This window comes from Heyndrickxia oleronia (genome assembly GCF_017809215.1).
Taxonomy (GTDB): Bacteria; Bacillota; Bacilli; order Bacillales; family Bacillaceae_C; genus Heyndrickxia; species Heyndrickxia oleronia.
Genome location: NZ_CP065424.1, coordinates 2,984,960 through 3,006,250, shown reverse-complemented (window position 1 = coordinate 3,006,250; position 21,291 = coordinate 2,984,960). Strand labels below are relative to the sequence as shown.

Here is a 21,291-nt window from a genome sequence, read left to right as displayed (position 1 = left end):
CTGTTAATCATCTCCTAAACCTACCACTCAGAGAATTCATTCCTTTTTGATATAATATAAATAATTTGAAAGAATCTTGAGGTGATTTTATTGAAATTTATCCATACAGCAGACTGGCATTTAGGGAAGCTTGTTCATGGAATATATATGACGGAAGAACAAAGAGTTGTATTAAACCAATTTGTTGAACTTGTTGCTGATGAAAAGCCAGATGCAGTGATTATAGCTGGTGATTTATATGATAGATCAGTTCCACCAACAGATGCAGTGAATCTACTAGATGAAATTTTGTATCGGATTAATGTCGAATTACAAACCCCAATTTTAGCGATATCTGGAAATCATGATAGTGCGGAGCGTTTATCTTTTGGTTCCTCATGGTATCGAAATAGTCAATTTTATATGCAGGGTAAACTTACAAAGGATTTGACTCCGATTCGACTAAACGGAGTGAATTTTTATCTTGTACCTTATGCTGAGCCTGGGACAGTGCGTGAACTATTTGATGATCAGTCAGTTCATTCCCATGAAGATGCAATGAAAGCTATAGTTGGACGAATAGAGAAGCATTTGAATCCAACTGAACCGAATGTTTTCATTGGCCATGCATTTGTTATTGGCGGAGCGACTACTGATTCTGAACGTGTACTTTCAGTAGGTGGATCAGGTTGTGTATCACAAGAAATCTTTAGTCCCTTTACGTACACAGCATTAGGTCATTTACATAGTCCTGATGCGATAAAACATGACAGAATCAAATATTCAGGCTCATTATTAAAATACTCATTTTCTGAGGTGAGTCAACGAAAGGCTGTTTCAATCGTACAAATCGAATCAAATGGTAAGTTATCAATTGAAGAGAAATTTTTAATGCCTGATAAAGATATGCGAGAAATAAAAGGATGTCTTGATGAATTATTAGATCCTTCTTTCTATAGTAATCAAAAAATAGATGATTATTTGAAAGTTATTCTCCATGATGAGGGAGCAATAATAGATCCAATAAACAAGCTAAGGCAGGTTTACCCCAATATTCTGCATTTAGAAAGAAGAATAGATCGAGTAGACTTGAAGGAAAAGCAAAATATAAATCTTGTAAAAAGAGAATCAAAAACAGAACTTACACTATTTGAAGAGTTTTATCACGAAATGACAACATCGGAGTTCAGTCAAGAAAAGCGATCGCTAGTCGCTAGTATAATTGACCAAGTTAAAGGGGAGGTTTCTTAAGATATGAAGCCATTAAAATTAATGATGCAAGCATTTGGCCCCTATGCAGAAAAAGAAATCATTGATTTCACCAAGCTTGGAAACAGAAAGATGTTTGTCATTTCAGGGAAAACGGGTGCAGGAAAGACAACGATATTTGACGGGATTAGTTTTGCGATATATGGAAAGGCAAGCGGAGAAGATCGTAACGGGAGTGATCAAAGAAGCCAATTTGCTGCGGATGATTTGTTGACAGAGGTTTCTTTACAATTCTCGTTAAGGAATAAAACTTATTATATTTGGCGTTCCCCACAGCAGGATAAAAAGAAAGCTCGTGGTGATGGCTTTACAACGGTTAGTGCAAAAGCGGAGCTGTATATTTATGATGAGGAAGGCAACAAAAAATTAATTGCTTCAAATGTCCGAGAGGCTGATGAAAAGATTAAAGAAATTATCCAATTAGACTCTAATCAATTTCGACAAATATTGATGATTCCTCAGGGAGAGTTTCGTAAACTGCTAACCTCAGATAGTAAAGAAAAGGAAGCGATTCTGCAAAGGTTGTTTCACACTGAATTATTTAAAAAAATTGAAGAACATTTAAAAGAAGAAGCAACTGTATTAAAAAGATTTGTTGAAGGGAAAATGGAAGAACGTTCCCATGCTTTAAAATCCATTTCTACTTCCGATAATAGTGAATTAAAATTGGCGATTGAAGAAGATCTCATAAATGACGTACATGTGATGAAGCTGCTAGAGGAAGAATTAATACACATGCAGCAAATTACAACAGAGCTTAATGGTAAATTGGAAAAACAAAAAGAAGAGCGAGATGCAGCTAAGAAAAAGGTCGATGAAGCAGAAGCATTATTAGCACAATTTGATCATTTAAATAAATTGAAAGCTCAACAAGAAGAATTATTATCAAAAAGAGATTATTATGAATTGAAGAAAAAGGAAATAGATGAAGCGTATAAAGCATCAAGGATAGAACAACAAGATGAGCTGTGCCATCGTTTAAAAAAGGAGATGGACTCTTATCAAAAAAATTACGTAAGTTCTAATCAGCAATTAGAGGATTTACAAACGAGCCTGGAATATGCGCAGAAAAAACTTGAGCATGAAGAGAATAAGTATAATTTACGACAACAAGTAGCTGATCATCTAATTACGATCACTAACCTACAGGAAGAAGTATACACATTAGAAGATCGCCAACAGGAACTTCATAAGCTTCAAAATAAATTAATGGAAGTAGATTCGAAGATCCAAAAGACAAAGCAAGAAATTTCGGATATTGAAGTAAAAGTGGAGAAAAGAACAAATGATTTAAAGCAGCTTGAACACTATAATATTGAAATGCTTGAGAGCGAAAAAGAGATCGAACAACTTTCTTATACTGTTCAAAAGCTTAAAAAACTTGAAACTCTTCAACAAAAGTGGAAAAAAGAAGCGAATGTACTAAGTGAAAAGGAACCACTTTATAAAAATGTCATAAGTAGGCTAGAGGATAGCAAGAAAACAATGCAAGTAATTGAGCATAGATGGCAAAAGGGACAAGCACAGGCATTAGCTCAAACCCTTATTACTGGAAATCCTTGTCCAGTATGCGGGTCTACACATCATCCTCAAATAGCTTTGGGTAGTGATGAAATTCCATCCGAAGAAGATTTAAAAAGTGCGAAACTTCAAATTGAAAAACTAGAAGAAGAAAAATATAACTATGAAAAAAATATAGTAGAAACTAAGTCGGTTCTATTACATTTGAAAGAGTCAATAGATGAGTATACTAGAGAGCTCAAAATGGATCTTTCTAATTTTTCTTTGGAAAATACGACAGTGATAGTATTAGAACAGGAAAAATTATTGCATGAAATGAAGCAAGTAAATATAGATAAAAAAAGAAAAATTTCTAACTTACAACTAATCAATGATGAAATTAAACTTCTAAACGAAAAAATTCACAATGCAAGAAAAGATCTTGATAACTATATCAATGAAGAGAAGTCGACGAGTAAATTATTCACAGAGAAAAAAACTCAGATCCAGGCATCACTGAATAATATTCCTGAAGAATTACGATCAAAAGAAGCATATGATCAAAAAGTCATTCAATTAAAACTCCAAAAACAAGAGCTAGAGAAAGCCTATGAAAATGCACAACAGCAAGTCAATGAATTGAAGGAAACCATTTCAGGATGTAGAGCTAAAAATGAACAATTAAAGGAATTAGTGATAAAATCGGAAAATACTTTAAAAGAAGAACGTGAAAAATTTGTTCATATGCTACAGGAAGAAGGCTTTAATGGCTATAAGCATTTCGCATTAGCGAAAAAAAGTATGGATAAAATTAAACAGCTAGAACAAGAGGTTCAGAACTATCGAGAGGAATATCGCTCAGTGTCTGATCGCTTACTTGAATTAAGTGAACGCTTAAAAAATACAGAAAAGCCACAAATAAATATATTAAATGAGACGTTTACGACGCTTGAGAAGGAATTACTTGAACTGAATACAGAGATAACAAATGTCATGATGAATATTAGGCTAAATAAAGAAATAGTGGAAAAGGTAGAAACAATAAATGAATCTATTAAAGACGCCGAGGAAAAATATAAACTAATAGGACATCTTTCGGATATCGCTAAAGGACAAAATACGTATCGCATAACCTTTGAAAGATTTGTGTTAGCTGCCTTTCTAGATGATATTCTTACTGTCGCTAATATTAGGTTAACAAGAATGACAAGTGGAAGATATCATTTATTGCGAAAAACTGATCGCTCTAAAGGAAATGTTCAAAGTGGCTTAGAGTTATTGGTTTTTGATCAATATACCGGACAGGAACGTCATGTGAAAACATTATCTGGTGGGGAAAGTTTTAAAGCGTCCTTAGCACTTGCCTTAGGTCTCGCAGATGTCGTTCAACAATATGCGGGTGGTGTTTCGCTTGAAACGATGTTTATTGATGAAGGATTCGGTACACTGGACCCAGAGTCCCTTGATCAAGCAATCGAGGCATTAATGGATATTCAAAATAGCGGTAGATTGGTTGGTTTAATTTCACATGTCCCTGAATTAAAGGAAAGAATCGATGCCCGTCTTGAAGTATTCTCTAGTCAAAATGGAAGTAAAACAGAATTCCAATTCTTCACCTAATAGTAGAATAAAAAAATTCGAAATGACTGTAGTCCTATCAGACTGGTTTTCTTAAAGTCTGGTCATGTTTACCCTTCCTCTACATATATTGTAGGGGGAGGGCAATTGAATGTTTTTAACTTACTTTGGTGTTGTTACATTAGCATTTTTTCTTACATTAGGCTGGAGTATCTTTCGACTAAGGCAGTTTGAAATATATAGGAAACCGTTAATTGAAGGTACCTTAATAAATTTTACTATACATATTTTAGGGTGCGTATGGTGGATCGTCATTAATCGAAATCAAACATATTTTATTGTTCCAGGAATTATATACTATGTTCTTTCAGTTAGTATCATACAGACAATTAATTGGAATCTGTTATCTTTATTAAAACCTAAAGGAATACAGCACTTCATGAAGGGGAAAATTTGAAATAAGAAGGGCATATGTCATTCAATATTTGTTATGGGGGAACTATGCTATAATGATTTATATGATATAGTTATTGCGGAGGAGACATGGAAAAGACCTATTTTTATGCAACGATATTTTTTGGTTGGCTCATCACCCTTGCATTGATCATATTTATGGTAGTTGCTTTTAAAATGAGCATGATCGTCATCGGCTGTATATTAATCTTAATCTGTCTTGCATCTTTATTAATGAATATTGTATTTATGAAAAAAGGTGTACGAAATCAGTAACAATAATGAAAAAAGGGAGACAATTGTCTCCTTTTGAATTTAAGTCTCTTTTCTCAAACATTGTTGCTTTTTAAGTAAAGTTATAACTGATAACTATCGGTTGAAGACCAATACACCTTTCATTTTTCTGAGAAAAGAGCTGCAAACTCCATAAGAATTACTGAATCCTTTATTGGGTTAAAAGCCGGCGGTTGGGCTTTTACATAAGCAACAAACTATCCGAAAACAGCCTATTTTAATTAATTTTATATAGTTTTAAAAGTGAAGAAGGTACTACTTTGGTCAACCGTAGCACCTTCTTTTTCTTCGTTATACTCCAACACCTTGGGATTTATTTGTCTTCCTTTGAAAATAATTTTCTAATCCGTTCGAAATTAGGTGTAGCGAGAAAAGTGTGATTGTAATGATTGTGATGGCAGAGTAAGGTATCCATGTTTTCCCCCATATATTATTTAGAAGGTCAATTAACAATGTGGGCCATGCATTTGATGAATTAGCTATTACATATGCACCATTCAAAGTACTAAAAAATTCATGACTAATAAAGATGGCGACAATACCTAGCTGAGCAATTAAAAATAAAATTCTTCCTAAATCATTAAAAAAATTAGTAAATACATGTGGCTGAAGCTCGGGCCAAAAGTACTTTTTAAATAATGTGAAACGAGTGCAGCCCGTAACTATTCCAGATTCAACAAACGGTTTTTTATTTGTTTCCTCCATATTTTTTAAGAATATATCTGAGACACGGCCTACTTCAATAATGGCAATAACAAAGATCATCCATAATGAATGATAATGTGAGAATATGATAAAGGGTAGACCAACGATTACCCCGACAAAAAAGATAGGGGGTAAATAGGAGAATAATTGATTCAATCCCTTTAAAAGTGCCTTTACAAATCGAAAATAAAAGGCACCAATCCCCAAAGGTATGGCAAGTAAATATCTTAATATGGCAGTTGCAAAAACAACAATGAATGTTTCCTTCGTTCCTATTAATATAATACTTAAAATATCCACTCCCTTATGGTTGGATCCAAGTGGAAACTCCATTGAAGGAGGAAATGGAGGAACTAAAAGTTTGCCATCACTATTTCTTATTAGTCCATGTTCTGTTAAATTTTTATCAACAAATGGTAAGTATGGAGCAGATAATCCCAACAAAATGATAATGGCAAAAAGAGTACTGCCGATAATTAAAGATCGATTTTTCATTTTTCAAGATCCGCCTTTCGATTAGGACTTGTCCAGCCAGTAACAATATTACTAATTGTGTTTGCAAAAAAGATAATAATAGTAAAGTAAAAGATAAAACCAATCGTATCTACAGGGAAAAAAGCAAATTGTTGTCCAACTGCAAACATAGGGGAATACCGAACACTTTCCCAAAAGTAAAATGCTGCTCCCCGAAAGTCGGTTAATCTTTCAACAATAAATAAGTTAGATAAAATATATAGAATGACAGTATTGGTATGGCTTAAAATGGAGGGCATGCAATTCTTAAGAATATGTATATATAAAATTTTGAATGTATGTATTCCTTTCGATTTTGCTGTACGAATATAGTCATTGCTTTCTTCCTCTTTAAAACTTGTATAAGTGATATTTGCTACATAAAAAAATGGGTAAATGCTTAAAAATAGAATACAAATGATATAGTTATCTATTGAATCTGAACCGTATATCTTTATGTGCGGAATCCATCCCATCTCGTATAGAGCTATAATACTTAGCTGCAAACTAATTATGATGAATAAATCTGGAATGGATAGAAATAACCATGTTGATCCTTTACCGATAATACTTGCTTTCTTATCCTTCGACCAATAATCAAAAATGCCTTTTGCAATCCCTACAATTAGAGAAAGGAACAAAGCTGGGATGATAATCCACATACTTTTTAATACTTTATCGGTAATATGCTCTAGGTTTGTTATATTATCGCTATATTCCCCTAATCCAGGATTGTGCGTGATATAGTGATAGAATTCCTTTATTTGTTTAATATGTGAATCAATTTTGTATACATAATGTGCGTCAATGAAATTTTCAGCTTCCCCACTCTCATATTCTACATCTCGAGGTAAAAGCATAAAGACAACAAGTAATGAAAAAGTTATTAGCCATAATATAGACTGTGATAGAATTTTTTTTACAATATTCATTATGATTTCCCCTTTTGTGTGAATCGATATTCCTGACTATATTCCTACCCCTTGGGATTTATTATATTTTCGTTGGAAGTGTTTTTTTAAACCATCAGATATTAAATGGATTGAGAATAATGTGATTGTAATCATGAAAATAGCAGATAAAGGGATCCATTCAAATGACCAAATATCTCGGTGAATTTTTACGAGTAATGCTGGCCAGCTTATTGATGTATTCATTGCTTGATAAGTACCACCTAATTGCCTAAAGAAGTCATGAGAAAGGAAAATTCCGATAATTCCCAGCTGGGCAATCAAAAATAATACTCTTGCTAAATCATTGAAGAAATTGGTTAGTACATGTGGTTGTAAATCTGGCCAAAAATAATTTTTAAACAGAGTAAAGCGAGAACATCCCCCAACAATTCCAGACTCTAAAAATTGCTTTTGTAAAGTATTTTCCATTTTTTTTAGAAAAATGTCGGATACTCGTCCAACTTCAATAAGTGCAAGAATCACTACCATCCAAACCGCATGGAAATTCGAGTAAAATATAAAAGGAACTTCTACAATCATTACAACAAATAAAATAGGTGGGAAATATGAAAATAATTGATTCCAACCAGCTAATATTGTTCGAATGAATTGTATGTAAAAGGAACTAATGGCTAATGGAATTGCAATGATATAACGAAGTATGGTTACAGAGAAAATGATCATTAATGTCTCCTTCGTGCCAAGTAATAATGTGCTCAAAATATCTATCCCTTTATGATCTGAACCGAGTGGATATTTATCTGATGGTTCATATGCAGGAATGATTAGTTTTCCACTTTCCTCACGTGTTACAAGATTCTTTTCTAAGTTTTTATCTACAAATGGCAAATAGGGCGCTAAAATTCCAGTTAAAATAATTAGGAGAAAAATGATTGAACCGAAAATTAAAGACCAATTTTTCATCATAAAGAAATTTCATCCTTTCTTACCGGAGTCACTAGTGTTTTACAAATATTACTAATTGTGTTCGCTATGAATATAATAATTGTAAAACAGAAAACAAATCCTACTGAACTTACAGGATAACTAAATGCTTCCTGCCCGGATAGATAAAAATTTTCTCTACCAATACTTTCATAAAAGTAATAAGCAGCTCCTCTAAAATCTGTAAGCTTTTCAATGATGAGTAAGTTTGATAATACATAGAGAGTGATAGTATTCGTTTGACTAAGAATATTAGGGATTGATTTTTTTAAAACATGTGTATATAAAATCTTAAAGGAATGCAGTCCTTTTGCCTTGGCCGTTCGAATATAATCATTTCCTTCTTCATCCTGAATACTTAGATAGGTGACATTAGCTACATAGAATAATGGATACATTAATAGGAAAAACGAACAAATTATGTAAATATCAATCGAGTCATAACCGTAAACTGAAATATGTGGCGTTAAACCCCATTCATGTAATGCCATAATAGTTAATTGAATGGATATGATGACAAATAAATCAGGAACTGAAAGAAATAACCATGTGGAGCCTTTTCCAATTAATCTTCTTTTTTTATCCTTTGTCCAATAATCAAATATCCCTTTTGCAATCCCACCAAAAAATGCAATCAACAGGGCAGGGATGATGACCCAAATGCTTTTTTTTATTTTTTGTATAATAAGTTCTGCATTTGTTACGTCATAACTATACATTCCAAGATTGGGTGTTGTAGCAATATATTTGATGAATCCTTTCATATCTTCAACATGCTTATCAAAAGAATAAATATATTCCGCCTTTTTGAATTCACCATCCTTTGTTCTTTCTATATTAGCCTCTTTTGGTAAAAGGATTATGGCGAACAAAATAAGAAGAGTAATAATTAGTAATATTAATTGAGATAGGATTTTTTTTATGATTTTCATCTGATCCTCCAAAAAATTGTTAATTTTACATATTCAGACTTATTATAACATTATTTCTAATTTTTATTTTCAAAAATATAACTGACGAACCTGAAATACACATCCTTCGTCAGTTATGAATTGGTTATTTCCGAGTGGAACGAAAAATACGGTAGCCCAATTTATTTGAAAGTTGCAAGGTTACTTGTTGATGTTTCAAAATTAACTCATGAATATGTGGATCGATGGACTCTGATAAATGATATTCTGGACGTTCAATGTTTTTCTTAATATGTGAGGCGATCGAGTCTGTTTGAAGAATTTCTATATTCTTAAATCCTGCAGTTCTTATTAAATGTATCCATTGCTCCTCAGTTAGTACATTTGATATACCATATAAATCAGAAATGACGTTTAGTTCCCGTTGTTGTAAAGGGATCTCTGCGGTCATATCGATTGTAATAAGTACACCACCTATTGTTAGAATGCGATAATATTCGGATAGTGTATTCGGAATATTTGTGAATGCTGTGACGGATTCAGAGATGACCATATCATATGAATGGGCCGGAAAGGGAAGGTTTTCCACACTGCCTTTTATGACAGTAATTGGCAATTGTTTTTGTTTAAATCGTAGTTTTGCTTTTTTTAACATAATCGGATGGGAATCTAGTGCAGTAACATGACATTTATACGTTTCTGCTAGAAAAGAAGCTGTTTGTCCTGTACCACACCCGGCATCTAGAATTTTGTTAGATGGTTGGATACGTTCATTTTTAAAAATATTTTTAGTTAATGAAAGTCCTCCAGGATGAGCTCCGCCAATCCCATAATAAGCAAGTGCATCGTGATATGTGAATTTCAATGGTGATCCTCCTTCAAGTATCTATAACAGTTTCATACAGTATATGTTTGATAGCTTGAAGGAGGTGATATATGAATATTTTATAATTTTGTCCTTATCTCCCATAATTCAGGAAAGAATTGATGATCAAGTACCTTTTTTAAGTAGGTAACTCCTGCTGAACCACCAGTACCTTTTTTATGACCGATGATTCTTTCAACAGTTTTCATATGTCGGAAACGCCACTGTTGAAACCAATCCTCTATATCTACTAGTTTTTCTGCTAATTCATATAGATCCCAATATTTATCTACATTTTTATATACCTCGAGCCATGCTAATTCCACACTGACGTCCGCCTGATAAGTTTTAGATACGTCTCTATGAAGAATTTCTGGGTTAATTTCTAAACCAGCTGCAGCAAGAGCTTGTATAGATACATCATATAGACTTGGTTCATGAAGTGCAGTTTGCAATGTAGAATATAGACTTTCATCTTTTTTATAGATTTCTAGAATATGTTTCGTTTTATAGCCTAAAGCGTATTCAATCATTCGATATTGATAGGATTGGAATCCTGAAGCCTGACCTAATTTTTCTCGAAATTCCATATATTCCGTAGGAGTTAAGGTGGAAAGAACATCCCATGCATGTATAATTTGTGTTTGTATTTTTGAGACTCTGGAGAGCATTTTAAATGCAGGCTCTAGCTTACCTGCTTGAATAGAATCTATTGCCGCATGTAATTCGTGTAAAATTAGCTTCATCCATAATTCGCTCACATGATGAATGATAATAAAGAGCATTTCATCGTGATGGTCCGATAGTCTTTTTTGACTGGATAAAAGTGTATCGAGTTGTAAATACTCTCCGTAAGTCATTCGATTGACAAAATCAGTATAGACTTCATTTTCACGTTTCATTTTAAACTCTCCTTATAAAGATCTTAGGATGGCACGGACTGGACTTCCATCTGCTTCTTGGATAGATAATGGTAGCGCGATTAGCTCATAACCACCTGGTTCGACATCTTTAAGAACAATATTCTCAAGAATATGAACTCCATTCTCGAATAAAGCATGGTGTGCTTCTAATTCTTTACTGTCTAAAGGGTCAACGGAGGGAACATCTACTCCAATTAACTGAATGCCTCTTTGTTGTAAAAAAGGACCAATATTAGGATGTAGATAAGGAATACTGGTTGGAAAGATATCAGCACGATTGGTTGTATGCGTTTTCAATAAAATGCGGGTGAAATTGTCCAGATTATACGTCTGTAATTCCTCTGCTCCAATACAATGATAGTTTGAAACATCTATAACAAGTGCTGGACCTACATAAATAGATAAATCTAAATCCTTAATTTTCTTCCCTTTATTGTCAAAATGAAAAGGTGAGTCAATATGTGTTCCTGTATGTGTGCTCATCGTTACTTTTCCAATATTGACTGACCCACTTTCCTCTTTAGTAACAGCTACCTCATAAGAAAAAGGGGTATCTCCTGGCCATACAGCAATCGAATTGGTTAATGGTTGTGAAATATCAATGATTGTCATAATTTCCTCCTTCTTACTGTAAATCAATTGAAAACGATCATGATTATTTTATCAGAAAATTTCGATCTAGGAAAATAGACAAGAAAATAAAAACCCGGCCAATAATGGCCGGTATATATAAAGGGGGTTTAACTAGACTGTTTTGGGGGGGAGTCTAGTCTATAAGGTTCTTGCTGCATTTGTCCTTGCAACTGTTATTATCATATCTCTTAATTCCTAAATCCAAATGAAAGCAAGATGATAATATAATGAGAAACAAATTTGTCACAAAATGATTGGCTAGAGATTAATTATACGAATTTTGGATAACTATTAAAGGGTTCGTTTTCAATCCAATTTTATTAATAGAAGTTTAACGGTGATTAATGAGCATGTAAGAAGTTTGAATATAGAAAGAGAGGGATTATTTGTATAGGTAAAAAAAATTCCAGCAGTTATCTGCTGGAATAAAGGGAAAGATATATATTAAAAGGGTGAAAACTAGAAGAACAATTCTAGTACAAGCATCATAATATACTAAAAATAAAATTAGATGAAAGATAAATGATAAATTGATGAGAAATAATATTTACACATTTGTATAATTTCCTGAGATTCTCATAAAATAGAACGAATAAATGATGGAGGAATAACTATGGATGTGAAACGAGTAAAACAAATTCTCTCTTCTTCAGCAGATATTGAAGTACAATACCATGGAACATCAGTATGGATTGATCAGCTGCATGAGGATGGAAAAATCGCAACTGTGCACTTAAGAGGTCCACTTGAAGAACGATCTGAAGTTGCTATTGAAGATCTAGAAGAAGTGTAATGAATAAAACGAACCCAATTTTAATTAAGGGTTCGTTTTATTTTTTTCTTTACCTTCAGTTAAATGATTTAGTGTCTCCTCTATATTTTTTAATCTTTTATTTCTTTTTACTGCAGTAAGAAAGAAGAAAACAATAAAAGTGATAAAGAATATAAGCATTAGAAACATGATAATTTGATAGGCAATATCACCAACGTTAATCATTTCATCACCTCTAGAAATTATTATGAATCACTTATCCTTCGTTTACAAGAAAATAAGAGTATTTGTATTTTTATTCAATTTAATCGAATATCAAAGTGATTAAACACTGAATTTTAGGTACTTTTTATCATTATTCAAAAATAGTATTGTATACTTATTCATGTATTGTTATAATAATTCAAAACGTTGATATGGAGATGATCGTTTTGAAAGTTGGTATTGTCGGAGCAAATGGGTATGGAGGTGCAGAACTACTTCGTCTATTACATCACCATCCTTATATTGAAATTGAAAATGTTGTTTCACATTCTACAAAAGGAACATCTTTAACAAAGCAGTATCCTCATTTTACTAAAATTAACAACATGAAGTTAGAGGATCTATATCAAATAGAAATAAATGAGGAAATCGATTTATTGTTTTTTTCAACACCTTCGGGAGTAACAAAAGAAATGATTCCTTACTTTTTAGAAAAAGGGAAGATCTGTATTGATTTATCAGGTGACTACCGCTTAAAAGATGGTCAATTATATGAAAAATGGTATAAAAAATCACCTGCACCTTCTTATTACTTGCAAAAAGCGGTTTATGGCTTATGTGAAGTAAATCGTAAACAACTACAACTTCCAGAAGTTAAACTCATTGCAAACCCAGGCTGTTATCCTACCGCAACCCTACTTGGATTAATCCCAGCCTTAAAGGAAAAATTGATCGATCCAGATTCCATTATTATTGATGCAAAATCTGGAGTATCGGGTGCTGGAAGAAGTCCATCCTTAGGAAATCTATTTGCTGAAATCAATGAAAATATGAAGGCATACAAACTTGGTGAACATCAACATATTCCAGAGATTGAACAAGTATTAGAAGAAGTATATGGGGAAGGTGTTAATATTTCATTTACTACTCATTTAATTCCAATGACAAGGGGAATTATGTGCACAATGTATGCAAATTTAACAAAAGAAATAACTACAGAAGAAATGACTAATATATACAGGTTGGCCTATGAAGATGAGCATTTTATTCGAATTTATTCACCAGGTGAGTCACCAGCAACGAAAAATGTATCTGGATCAAATTTTTGTGATATTGGACTAAAAGTGGATAAACGTACAAATCGATTAATCATAGTTTCAGTAATTGATAATCTTGTAAAGGGTGCGGCTGGGCAAGCGATACAAAATATGAATCTTATAAATGGTTGGGATGAAAGAACAGGGCTAGAGATAGTTCCATTATTTCCTTAAGGTGGAGGGTAAAAATGAATAGTATTGAACAAATAATAAATGAAGAAATTCGAGTGGTGGAAAATGGTAGTATCACAACACCTGCAGGATTCTTTGCAGGGGGTCTACACTGTGGAATAAAAAGAAAAAAATTAGATCTAGGCTGGTTGTACTCGGTCGTACCTGCAACTGCAGCATGTGTTTATACAACTAATCAGTTTCAAGCACCTCCATTAATTGTAACGAAGGAGGGGATTGAAAAGTCGCAAAAAATCCAAGGAGTAATAGTCAATTCAGGGATTGCGAATGCATGCACAGGAAATCAAGGACTTTCAAACGCCTATGAAATGCGAAAGCTTTTTGCTGAACAAATGAATATTCAAGAATACTTAGTCGCAGTCAGTTCTACAGGGGTAATTGGGGAACAATTACCAATGGAAAAAATTAAAAGTGGTATTTCTGAAATTGGTGATATACAAAGACAAAATGACCCAAGTGAATTTGAAAAAGCAATATTAACGACAGATACGTTTTCAAAACATGTCTGTGTACAACTACAAATAGATGGAAAAACAGTAACGATTGGTGGTACAGCAAAGGGTTCAGGAATGATTCATCCTAATATGGCAACCATGCTAGGATTTATTACTACTGATGCGGTAGTAAAAGAAGCTGATCTTCAAATTGCTTTAAAGCAGGTAGTAGATAAAACCTTTAATATGATCACAGTAGATGGGGATACGAGTACAAATGATATGGTTCTCCTATTAGCTAATCAACAGGCAAATCATCAAGAATTATCCATTTTACATCCGCAATGGCAGTTGTTTATGGAAGGACTAGAAATGGTATGTCGTTCCTTAGCAAAACAAATCGCCAAGGATGGGGAAGGAGCAACAAAGTTAATAGAGGTTCAAGTACAAGGTGCATCCTCATGTGAAGATGCCAAAAAAGTTGCTAAGTCCATCATTGGTTCGAATTTGGTAAAGACTGCTGTTTTTGGTGAGGACCCGAACTGGGGAAGAATTATTGCTGCAATCGGGTATAGTGGGGCACAGTTAAACCCTGAACATCTCAAAGTAAGGCTTGGACCATTTACAGTGATTGAAAAAGGTCTACCTTTTCCATTTAGTGAAGCTGAAGCTAAACATTACCTACAACAAAATGAGGTCATTCAAATATTTGCCGATTTATATTGTGGAGGTGGTAAAGCAACTGCATGGGGGTGTGACTTGACATATGATTATGTGAAAATTAATGCTTCATATCGAACATGAAAGAGGGAGAAAAATGGGGTATCTGGTGATTAAATGTGGCGGGAGTATTTTGGAGCAATTGCCTATATCATTTTTTGAGAATATCGTGTCACTAATGAAGGATCAACATTTAAAACCGATCATCGTACATGGTGGCGGACCCAATATTACTCAACTACTTACTCAATTAGAGATTCATTCAACTTTTCACAAAGGATTACGTGTTACTTCTAATGAAGTACTTAATATTGTAGAAATGGTCCTTTCAGGCTCAGTAAATAAATCAATCGTACGACAAATAATTGCAGCCGGAGGGATGGCATTTGGGTTGAGTGGTGTAGATGGGATGTTACTAGTTGGAAAACCTATAAGTTCTACAAGTGAGTTAGGTTATGTAGGTAAAATTGAATCCGTTAACCCACGGTTCGTAAAATTGCTCGCAGAAGAAGGGGCTATACCAGTTATATCACCAATTGCTATCGATGGTGATGGACAGCGTTGGAATATTAATGGAGATATTGCGGCGGCAGCTATTGCAAAAGCATTATGTGCCCCATTATATATGGTATCAGATGTTCCGGGAATATTGAAAAATGGGCAGGTACTAAGTCAAGTATCTATTTCGGAAGTAGAGGAATTATTGAAGGATGAAACCATTAGTGGAGGCATGATTCCGAAAGCACAAGCTGCATTGGAGTGTCTTCGGTCAGGCGTTGAGGAAGTCGTTATCATAAATGGCTTAGACGAAAATGGTTTGATTAATCTCATTAATGGAATGCCAATTGGAACAAAAATTATGGAGGACATTACATGCAAAATATCACAATAAACACGCCGGGATCCCACTTAATGAAAACATACCAACGCGCTCCAATCAAACTAGCAAAGGGGAAAGGTAGCTTTGTTTGGGATATAGACGGTAAGAAATATTTAGATTTCACATCAGGAATTGCTACTTGTAACTTAGGACATGTGCCTGATTTAGTTAAAAATGCACTGATGAATCAATTAGACCAAATTTGGCATTGCTCTAATTTATATCAAATTGATCCGCAGGAAAAATTAGCTCAATTATTATCAGATGTGAGTTGTTTTGATGAAGTGTTTTTCTGTAATAGTGGAGCGGAAGCGAATGAAGCAGCCATCAAGCTTGCACGAATTTATGCGAAAAATATAGCTCATAAACAGTCAACAGAAATTGTTACTTTTACGCAATCTTTTCACGGTCGTACACTAGCAACTTTATCAGCGACTGGTCAGAAAAAGATTCAAAAAGGGTTTGAACCCCTGATGCCAGGATTTAATTACTTGCCATTTAATGAGGATACATCATTAAAACAGTTAAAAGAGATCAATCCCTGTGCTGTATTAATTGAAATAGTTCAAGGGGAAGGCGGGGTCATTCCGGCAAAAAAAGAGTGGATCCAGGAGTTAGCAGTAATATGCAAAGAACAAAATATTCTATTAATGGTTGATGAAATCCAAACAGGAATGGGGCGTACAGGAACGCTTTTTGCTTATGAACAATATGGAATTGAACCAGATATTATGACGCTGGCGAAAGGATTAGGATCCGGATTTCCAATTGGAGCAATGCTAGCAAAACGCAATATCGCATTGGCTTTTACTCCAGGTACACATGGAAGTACGTTTGGCGGTAATCCTCTTGCAGTGGTTGCTGGAACTGCTACCCTTGAAGCATTCCAAACCATGAATATTCTTGAAAAATGTGAGCGACAAATACAGGAGCTATGTCTAGGGCTTAAAGGCTTAATGGAAAAATATCCTATGATCGAGGAGGTGCGCGGTAGGGGTTTTTTAATTGGTGTAGTTATTAATAGTGATGCAGCAAAGGCAATTGAAATTGCAAGAAAAGAAAAGCTGTTATTACTATCAGCTGGCCCTAATGTTATTCGTATATTGCCGCCATTAACGATCACGAATGAAGAAATAAATTTGTTCTTATCCAGTTTTACGAAAGTACTAATTGAAATGGAGGGAGATGCGCAATGAAAACAGCATATCTCATTCTTGAAACGGGAGAAGTTTTCCCCGGACAATTAGTTGGAGAAGATACTCCTATTTATGGTGAAATTGTTTTTAATACAAGTATGACTGGTTATCAAGAGATTATGACTGATCCTTCCTATACAGGACAAATAGTTGTTTTTTCCTACCCTTTAATCGGTAATTATGGAATCAATCTGGAGAACAACGAAAGTTCCTCTGTACATGTTAGTGGTATTATAACTAGTGAAATCTGCTCGGAGCCAAGTCATTATCAATTGAAAGAAACTGCGATTGAAACAGTGAATAAATATAATATTCCATGTTTAACAAACGTAGATACGAGATCATTGGTCCAGACGATTCGAAAAAGGGGAACAGTGAATGCAATGATTACTGAACAACAAGAGGTGCAATTAGCGTTTTCAAAAGAATTATCCTTAGTTGATAGGGTTGCATGTCAAGAAGTAATTACTTATGAAAATCCGGGACCCCATATCGTTCTTTTGGATTTCGGTTATAAAAAGTCTATTTTACACTTTTTATGTGAATCTAATTGTAAAGTAAGTATCGTACCGTATTTTTATTCATTCGAACAAATAAGTGCATTATCTCCAGATGGAATTGTTATTAGTAATGGACCAGGTGATCCAATGGTACTGGCAGATGAATTAAACAAGATAAGGTTACTTACAGAAAGCTATCCAACAATAGGGATTTGCTTAGGTCATCAATTAATTGCCCTATCCTACGGGGCACAAACAAAAAAATTGCCATTTGGTCATCGTGGTGCCAACCATCCTGTGAAAGATTTAATGACTGGTAAAGTGTTTATTACATCTCAAAATCATGGCTATGTTGTTGTTGATGATTCCATTGATGAAAGTCAGTTTTTTGTTTCATTTAAGCATGTAAATGATGGAACCATAGAGGGACTTAAACATCGAAAACTTCCTATTCTAACGGTGCAATTCCACCCAGAAGCGCATCCTGGACCCCAGGATACGGAATTTATTTTTTATGAGTTTTTCAAGCAGGTTAATAATCATTTAGGGGTAATGAAAAATGCCATTGTATAAAAATATTCATAAGGTACTTGTAATTGGATCAGGTCCCATTGTCATCGGGCAAGCAGCAGAATTTGATTATGCAGGGACGCAAGCGTGTTTAGCACTGAAGGAAGAAGGAATCGAAGTTATCTTATTAAACAATAATCCTGCAACAATTATGACAGATGAACATATTGCTGATTATATCTATATGGAACCTATGACGATTGATGTTGTTGAAGAAATTATTAAAAAGGAACAACCCGACGGAATCATTGGAACTCTTGGTGGGCAAACAGGACTAAATCTTACCATGCAGTTGGATGAAAAAGGAATTTTAGGAAAATATGATGTAACGCTTTTGGGTACTTCAGTAGAAGCCATTAAAAAGGGCGAGGACAGAGAAAAATTTAGAGATTTAATGCTAGAAATAGGTGAACCTATTCCCGAGTCAAGGATCGTTCATACTTCTGATGAGGGAATTCAATTTGCGAAGGAAGTCGGTTTTCCACTAATCATACGACCGGCCTATACGTTAGGTGGTTCGGGTGGAGGCTTTGCAGAAAATCAGGTAGAGTATGAAACTTTATTAAAAAGGGGATTATCACAAAGTCCAATTCACCAAGTATTAGTTGAAAGAAGTATTAAAGGATGGAAGGAGATAGAGTACGAAGTAGTAAGAGATGAAAATGACACTTGTATCATTGTATGTAATATGGAGAACTTCGATCCAGTTGGTGTTCATACAGGAGACTCGATAGTGGTGGCACCTTCCCAAACATTATCCGATTTACAATACCAGATGCTTCGTAATGCATCATTGAAGGTTATACGATCATTAGGGGTTATAGGGGGATGTAATATTCAATTCGCCTTAGATCCTTTTTCCAATCAATACTACATCATCGAAGTTAATCCAAGGGTAAGCCGATCTTCCGCACTCGCTTCAAAAGCAACGGGTTATCCGATTGCTAGAGTTGCAGCAAAAATTGCAATTGGCTATCACTTAGATGAGATGAAGAACCCTGTGACAGGTACTACTTTTGCTTCCTTTGAGCCAGCTCTAGATTATGTGGTTGTTAAATTACCACGATTCCCATTCGATAAATTCCCAGAGGCAGACCATAAATTAGGGACTCAAATGAAAGCAACAGGAGAAACAATGGCGATTGAACGTAGTTTTGAAGGAGCATTAAACAAAGGATTGAGATCATTAGAATACAATGTGAATGGATTATCCCATCCATTAGTGAAAAATCTATCAATCGAAGAGTTACGGTGTCATTTAATAGAAGCTACTGATCTTCGCTTATTTGCAATTGCAGAGGCATTCCGGAGAGGGTTTAAGGTAAATAGTATACATGAATTAACAAATGTGGATACATGGTTCTTGAAGAAAATCCAAAGAATGGTTGATTTCGAGGAAAGTATAAAGGAATTCTCCATTGTAGAACTTCCTTATGAAGTGTTAAAAAAAGCGAAATTAATGAATATGAGTGATAAGCATCTAGCGGATTTATTAAGCTGTAGTGAAAAGGAATTAATGAATAGAAGAAAGAGATGTAGCTTAATACCTTCCTATAAATTGGTTGATACTTGTGCAGGAGAATTTGAAGCAGAAACCCCGTACTATTATTCAACTTGGCGCGGTGTGGATGAGGTGAAGGTTTCAAACCGGAGAAAGGTGTTGATCATTGGATCTGGTCCTATTCGTATTGGGCAGGGAATCGAATTTGATTATTGCAGTGTTCATGCTGTTCTAGCGTTAAAAAAACAAGGATATGAAACCATCGTTGTAAATAATAATCCTGAAACGGTAAGTACTGATTTCTCAATTGCTGATAAACTTTACTTTGAGCCACTAACAATTGAGGATATTCTCCATATTATTGAAAAGGAAAATCCAGAAGGTGTATTTATTCAATTTGGTGGTCAAACAGCTATTAATGTCGCGGAAGAACTAAAAAATGCAGGTATTACACTATTTGGAACTTCTGTAGAGGCCATTAATTTTCTAGAAGATAGGAAGAAATTTTACCAATTACTAAATAAATTAAATATCCCACATATTAATGGAGGCATTGCATTAAACAGAGCAGAATTAAAAGTAGCTACAGAACGATTGGGATTTCCCGTAGTCGTTAGACCTTCATATGTAATTGGTGGTCAATCAATGTCAATCATTTATGAACCTGATGAACTCGATACATATATAGAATCTCTAACATATATGGATGAAAGATTATGGCCATTGCTAGTCGATCAATACATCCCTGGATTAGAATGTGAACTTGATTGTATATCTGATGGAAAAGATGTCTATGTACCGGGAATCTTCGAGCATATTGAAAAAGCAGGTGTTCATTCTGGTGATAGTATGAGTATTTACCCTCCTATAAATCTAGCAAATGATATAAAGGAAAAATTGATAGATTATACGAAAAGAATTTGTGCCGAGGTAGGAATTATTGGCATAGCTAATTTCCAATTTGTCATTGATGATGAAAAAATATATTGTCTAGAAGTCAATCCCCGAGCGTCAAGAACAGTTCCTATTTTGAGCAAAATATCGGGTGTTCCAATGATAGATTTAAGTATTGCAGTACAATTCGGTACATTATTAAAGGAAACAGGATTGGCACCAGAAATACCGTTTACGGCTATAAAACTTCCGATATTTTCCTCCAATAAATTGAAGAATGTAAACCCGATATTGGGACCAGAGATGAAATCGACTGGTGAGATTCTAGGATTAGGAGAGAATGTGAATGAAGCATTATATAAAGTGCTTGGTGAAGGGAGGAGATTTAGTAAAGGTCCACAAACTATATTTTGTTCAGTAGCAGATCGAGAAAAAAATAATCTACTGTCATTAATTGAACAAATCACTGATAGTAATGTCCAGGTAATTGCCACAAAAGGAACTGCTCATGCACTTGAGGGTAAAGGGCTAAAGACGATCAAAGTGGTAAACTGTATGGATGAAATAAAAATGATTTTTCATGATCATTCACTAGCTTGTGCTTTAGTTATTCCTACAAAAGGAAAAGAACAAATAACGATGGGTAGTTTTCTTATGGAAAGTACGATAATTCATGGAGTCCCATTATTTACATCACTCGATACATTTAAAGCATTTTTATCTATAATGGGCACGAATCATTCTAGGATTCGATCCATTGCTGAATATAAATACCATCTTGTGAATACTAAATAGAAAGGAAGAATAGTA

At 34.3% G+C, this 21,291-nt stretch carries 19 protein-coding genes; 11 read left to right on the top strand and 8 right to left on the bottom strand.

The window, feature by feature from the left end; translation table 11 throughout:
• Positions 1-90 precede the first annotated feature (90 nt).
• The 4 genes from I5818_RS15050 to I5818_RS15035 all read left to right on the top strand — a co-directional run bounded on the left by I5818_RS15050 (position 91) and on the right by I5818_RS15035 (position 5,055).
• Positions 91-1,230: an exonuclease SbcCD subunit D gene (locus I5818_RS15050; protein WP_058003837.1), complete on the top strand. Its 1,140-nt coding sequence runs from the start codon at positions 91-93 to the stop codon at positions 1,228-1,230.
• A 3-nt stretch (positions 1,231-1,233) separates the two neighbouring features.
• A complete protein-coding gene (locus I5818_RS15045) occupies positions 1,234-4,368 on the top strand; it encodes an AAA family ATPase (RefSeq protein ID WP_078110947.1) in 3,135 nt (1,044 codons plus the stop codon).
• Positions 4,369-4,477: 109 nt separating this feature from the next.
• Positions 4,478-4,783 carry a hypothetical protein gene (locus tag I5818_RS15040; RefSeq protein WP_071975651.1) on the top strand — a complete coding sequence of 102 codons (306 nt, stop codon included), beginning with the start codon at positions 4,478-4,480 and terminating at the stop codon, positions 4,781-4,783.
• Between the two features lie 86 nt (positions 4,784-4,869).
• Complete coding sequence (locus I5818_RS15035) at positions 4,870-5,055, top strand: hypothetical protein (protein ID WP_078110948.1); 186 nt, start codon at positions 4,870-4,872, stop codon at positions 5,053-5,055.
• Positions 5,056-5,364: 309 nt separating this feature from the next.
• Here I5818_RS15035 and I5818_RS15030 read toward each other — a convergent pair whose 3' ends face one another.
• The 7 genes from I5818_RS15030 to kynB form a co-directional block, all read right to left on the bottom strand.
• A complete protein-coding gene (locus tag I5818_RS15030; protein ID WP_078110949.1) occupies positions 5,365-6,273 on the bottom strand; it encodes an ABC transporter permease subunit in 909 nt (302 codons plus the stop codon).
• Positions 6,270-7,223, bottom strand: coding sequence for an ABC transporter permease subunit (locus I5818_RS15025; RefSeq protein ID WP_078110950.1), 954 nt, complete (start codon positions 7,221-7,223; stop codon positions 6,270-6,272). Before I5818_RS15025 ends, I5818_RS15030 begins: the two co-directional genes overlap by 4 nt.
• Positions 7,224-7,259: 36 nt before the next feature.
• Positions 7,260-8,171 carry an ABC transporter permease subunit gene (locus I5818_RS15020; RefSeq protein ID WP_078110951.1) on the bottom strand — a complete coding sequence of 304 codons (912 nt, stop codon included), beginning with the start codon at positions 8,169-8,171 and terminating at the stop codon, positions 7,260-7,262.
• The gene (locus I5818_RS15015) at positions 8,168-9,121 is read right to left on the bottom strand and encodes an ABC transporter permease subunit (RefSeq protein ID WP_209391777.1); all 954 of its coding nucleotides are present in this window, start codon (positions 9,119-9,121) and stop codon (positions 8,168-8,170) included. The genes I5818_RS15020 and I5818_RS15015 overlap by 4 nt, the downstream gene beginning before the upstream one ends.
• Positions 9,122-9,245: 124 nt before the next feature.
• Positions 9,246-9,965 carry a class I SAM-dependent methyltransferase gene (locus I5818_RS15010; RefSeq protein ID WP_058003845.1) on the bottom strand — a complete coding sequence of 240 codons (720 nt, stop codon included), beginning with the start codon at positions 9,963-9,965 and terminating at the stop codon, positions 9,246-9,248.
• An 80-nt stretch (positions 9,966-10,045) separates the two neighbouring features.
• The gene (gene kynA / locus I5818_RS15005) at positions 10,046-10,867 is read right to left on the bottom strand and encodes a tryptophan 2,3-dioxygenase (protein WP_058003846.1); all 822 of its coding nucleotides are present in this window, start codon (positions 10,865-10,867) and stop codon (positions 10,046-10,048) included.
• A gap of 12 nt (positions 10,868-10,879) precedes the next feature.
• Positions 10,880-11,500, bottom strand: coding sequence for an arylformamidase (kynB, locus tag I5818_RS15000; protein WP_058003847.1), 621 nt, complete (start codon positions 11,498-11,500; stop codon positions 10,880-10,882).
• Positions 11,501-12,134: 634 nt separating this feature from the next.
• Here kynB and I5818_RS14995 point away from each other — a divergent pair.
• Positions 12,135-12,314 (top strand): H-type small acid-soluble spore protein, encoded by a 180-nt coding sequence (locus tag I5818_RS14995; RefSeq protein WP_058003848.1) that lies wholly within the window; start codon positions 12,135-12,137, stop codon positions 12,312-12,314.
• Between the two features lie 24 nt (positions 12,315-12,338).
• Here I5818_RS14995 and I5818_RS14990 read toward each other — a convergent pair whose 3' ends face one another.
• Entirely contained in the window at positions 12,339-12,518 is a 180-nt protein-coding gene (locus I5818_RS14990) for a hypothetical protein (protein WP_058003849.1), read from the bottom strand.
• A 197-nt stretch (positions 12,519-12,715) separates the two neighbouring features.
• Between I5818_RS14990 and argC the strand changes: the two genes are divergently transcribed.
• From argC to carB, 6 genes are read left to right on the top strand one after another with little or no spacing between them, the layout of a single operon-like run.
• Entirely contained in the window at positions 12,716-13,768 is a 1,053-nt protein-coding gene (gene argC / locus I5818_RS14985) for an N-acetyl-gamma-glutamyl-phosphate reductase (protein ID WP_213083997.1), read from the top strand.
• Positions 13,769-13,782: 14 nt separating this feature from the next.
• The gene (argJ, locus tag I5818_RS14980; protein ID WP_078111109.1) at positions 13,783-15,024 is read left to right on the top strand and encodes a bifunctional ornithine acetyltransferase/N-acetylglutamate synthase; all 1,242 of its coding nucleotides are present in this window, start codon (positions 13,783-13,785) and stop codon (positions 15,022-15,024) included.
• Between the two features lie 13 nt (positions 15,025-15,037).
• Complete coding sequence (gene argB / locus I5818_RS14975) at positions 15,038-15,832, top strand: acetylglutamate kinase (protein WP_078111110.1); 795 nt, start codon at positions 15,038-15,040, stop codon at positions 15,830-15,832.
• Entirely contained in the window at positions 15,814-17,016 is a 1,203-nt protein-coding gene (locus I5818_RS14970) for an acetylornithine transaminase (protein ID WP_078111108.1), read from the top strand. The genes argB and I5818_RS14970 overlap by 19 nt, the downstream gene beginning before the upstream one ends.
• Positions 17,013-18,089, top strand: a complete 1,077-nt coding sequence (locus I5818_RS14965) for a carbamoyl phosphate synthase small subunit (protein ID WP_078111107.1) — start codon at positions 17,013-17,015, stop codon at positions 18,087-18,089. The genes I5818_RS14970 and I5818_RS14965 overlap by 4 nt, the downstream gene beginning before the upstream one ends.
• Positions 18,076-21,276, top strand: coding sequence for a carbamoyl-phosphate synthase (glutamine-hydrolyzing) large subunit (gene carB / locus I5818_RS14960; RefSeq protein WP_078111106.1), 3,201 nt, complete (start codon positions 18,076-18,078; stop codon positions 21,274-21,276). The genes I5818_RS14965 and carB overlap by 14 nt, the downstream gene beginning before the upstream one ends.
• The last annotated feature ends 15 nt before the right edge of the window (positions 21,277-21,291 follow it).

Bases quoted from the DNA above. Each gene is read 5' to 3' on its own strand.
- argB (WP_078111110.1), top strand. From the start codon at position 15,038: ATGGGGTATCTGGTGATTAAATGTGGCGGGAGTATTTTGGAGCAATTG.
- argC (WP_213083997.1), top strand. From the start codon at position 12,716: ATGATCGTTTTGAAAGTTGGTATTGTCGGAGCAAATGGGTATGGAGGT.
- I5818_RS15025 (WP_078110950.1), bottom strand. From the start codon at position 7,223: ATGAATATTGTAAAAAAAATTCTATCACAGTCTATATTATGGCTAATA.
- I5818_RS15045 (WP_078110947.1), top strand. From the start codon at position 1,234: ATGAAGCCATTAAAATTAATGATGCAAGCATTTGGCCCCTATGCAGAA.
- I5818_RS14995 (WP_058003848.1), top strand. From the start codon at position 12,135: ATGGATGTGAAACGAGTAAAACAAATTCTCTCTTCTTCAGCAGATATT.
- kynA (WP_058003846.1), bottom strand. From the start codon at position 10,867: ATGAAACGTGAAAATGAAGTCTATACTGATTTTGTCAATCGAATGACT.
- I5818_RS15020 (WP_078110951.1), bottom strand. From the start codon at position 8,171: ATGATGAAAAATTGGTCTTTAATTTTCGGTTCAATCATTTTTCTCCTA.
- I5818_RS15015 (WP_209391777.1), bottom strand. From the start codon at position 9,121: ATGAAAATCATAAAAAAAATCCTATCTCAATTAATATTACTAATTATT.
- I5818_RS15035 (WP_078110948.1), top strand. From the start codon at position 4,870: ATGGAAAAGACCTATTTTTATGCAACGATATTTTTTGGTTGGCTCATC.
- I5818_RS14965 (WP_078111107.1), top strand. From the start codon at position 17,013: ATGAAAACAGCATATCTCATTCTTGAAACGGGAGAAGTTTTCCCCGGA.
- argJ (WP_078111109.1), top strand. From the start codon at position 13,783: ATGAATAGTATTGAACAAATAATAAATGAAGAAATTCGAGTGGTGGAA.
- I5818_RS14970 (WP_078111108.1), top strand. From the start codon at position 15,814: ATGCAAAATATCACAATAAACACGCCGGGATCCCACTTAATGAAAACA.
- I5818_RS15030 (WP_078110949.1), bottom strand. From the start codon at position 6,273: ATGAAAAATCGATCTTTAATTATCGGCAGTACTCTTTTTGCCATTATC.
- I5818_RS14990 (WP_058003849.1), bottom strand. From the start codon at position 12,518: ATGATTAACGTTGGTGATATTGCCTATCAAATTATCATGTTTCTAATG.
- I5818_RS15040 (WP_071975651.1), top strand. From the start codon at position 4,478: ATGTTTTTAACTTACTTTGGTGTTGTTACATTAGCATTTTTTCTTACA.
- carB (WP_078111106.1), top strand. From the start codon at position 18,076: ATGCCATTGTATAAAAATATTCATAAGGTACTTGTAATTGGATCAGGT.
- kynB (WP_058003847.1), bottom strand. From the start codon at position 11,500: ATGACAATCATTGATATTTCACAACCATTAACCAATTCGATTGCTGTA.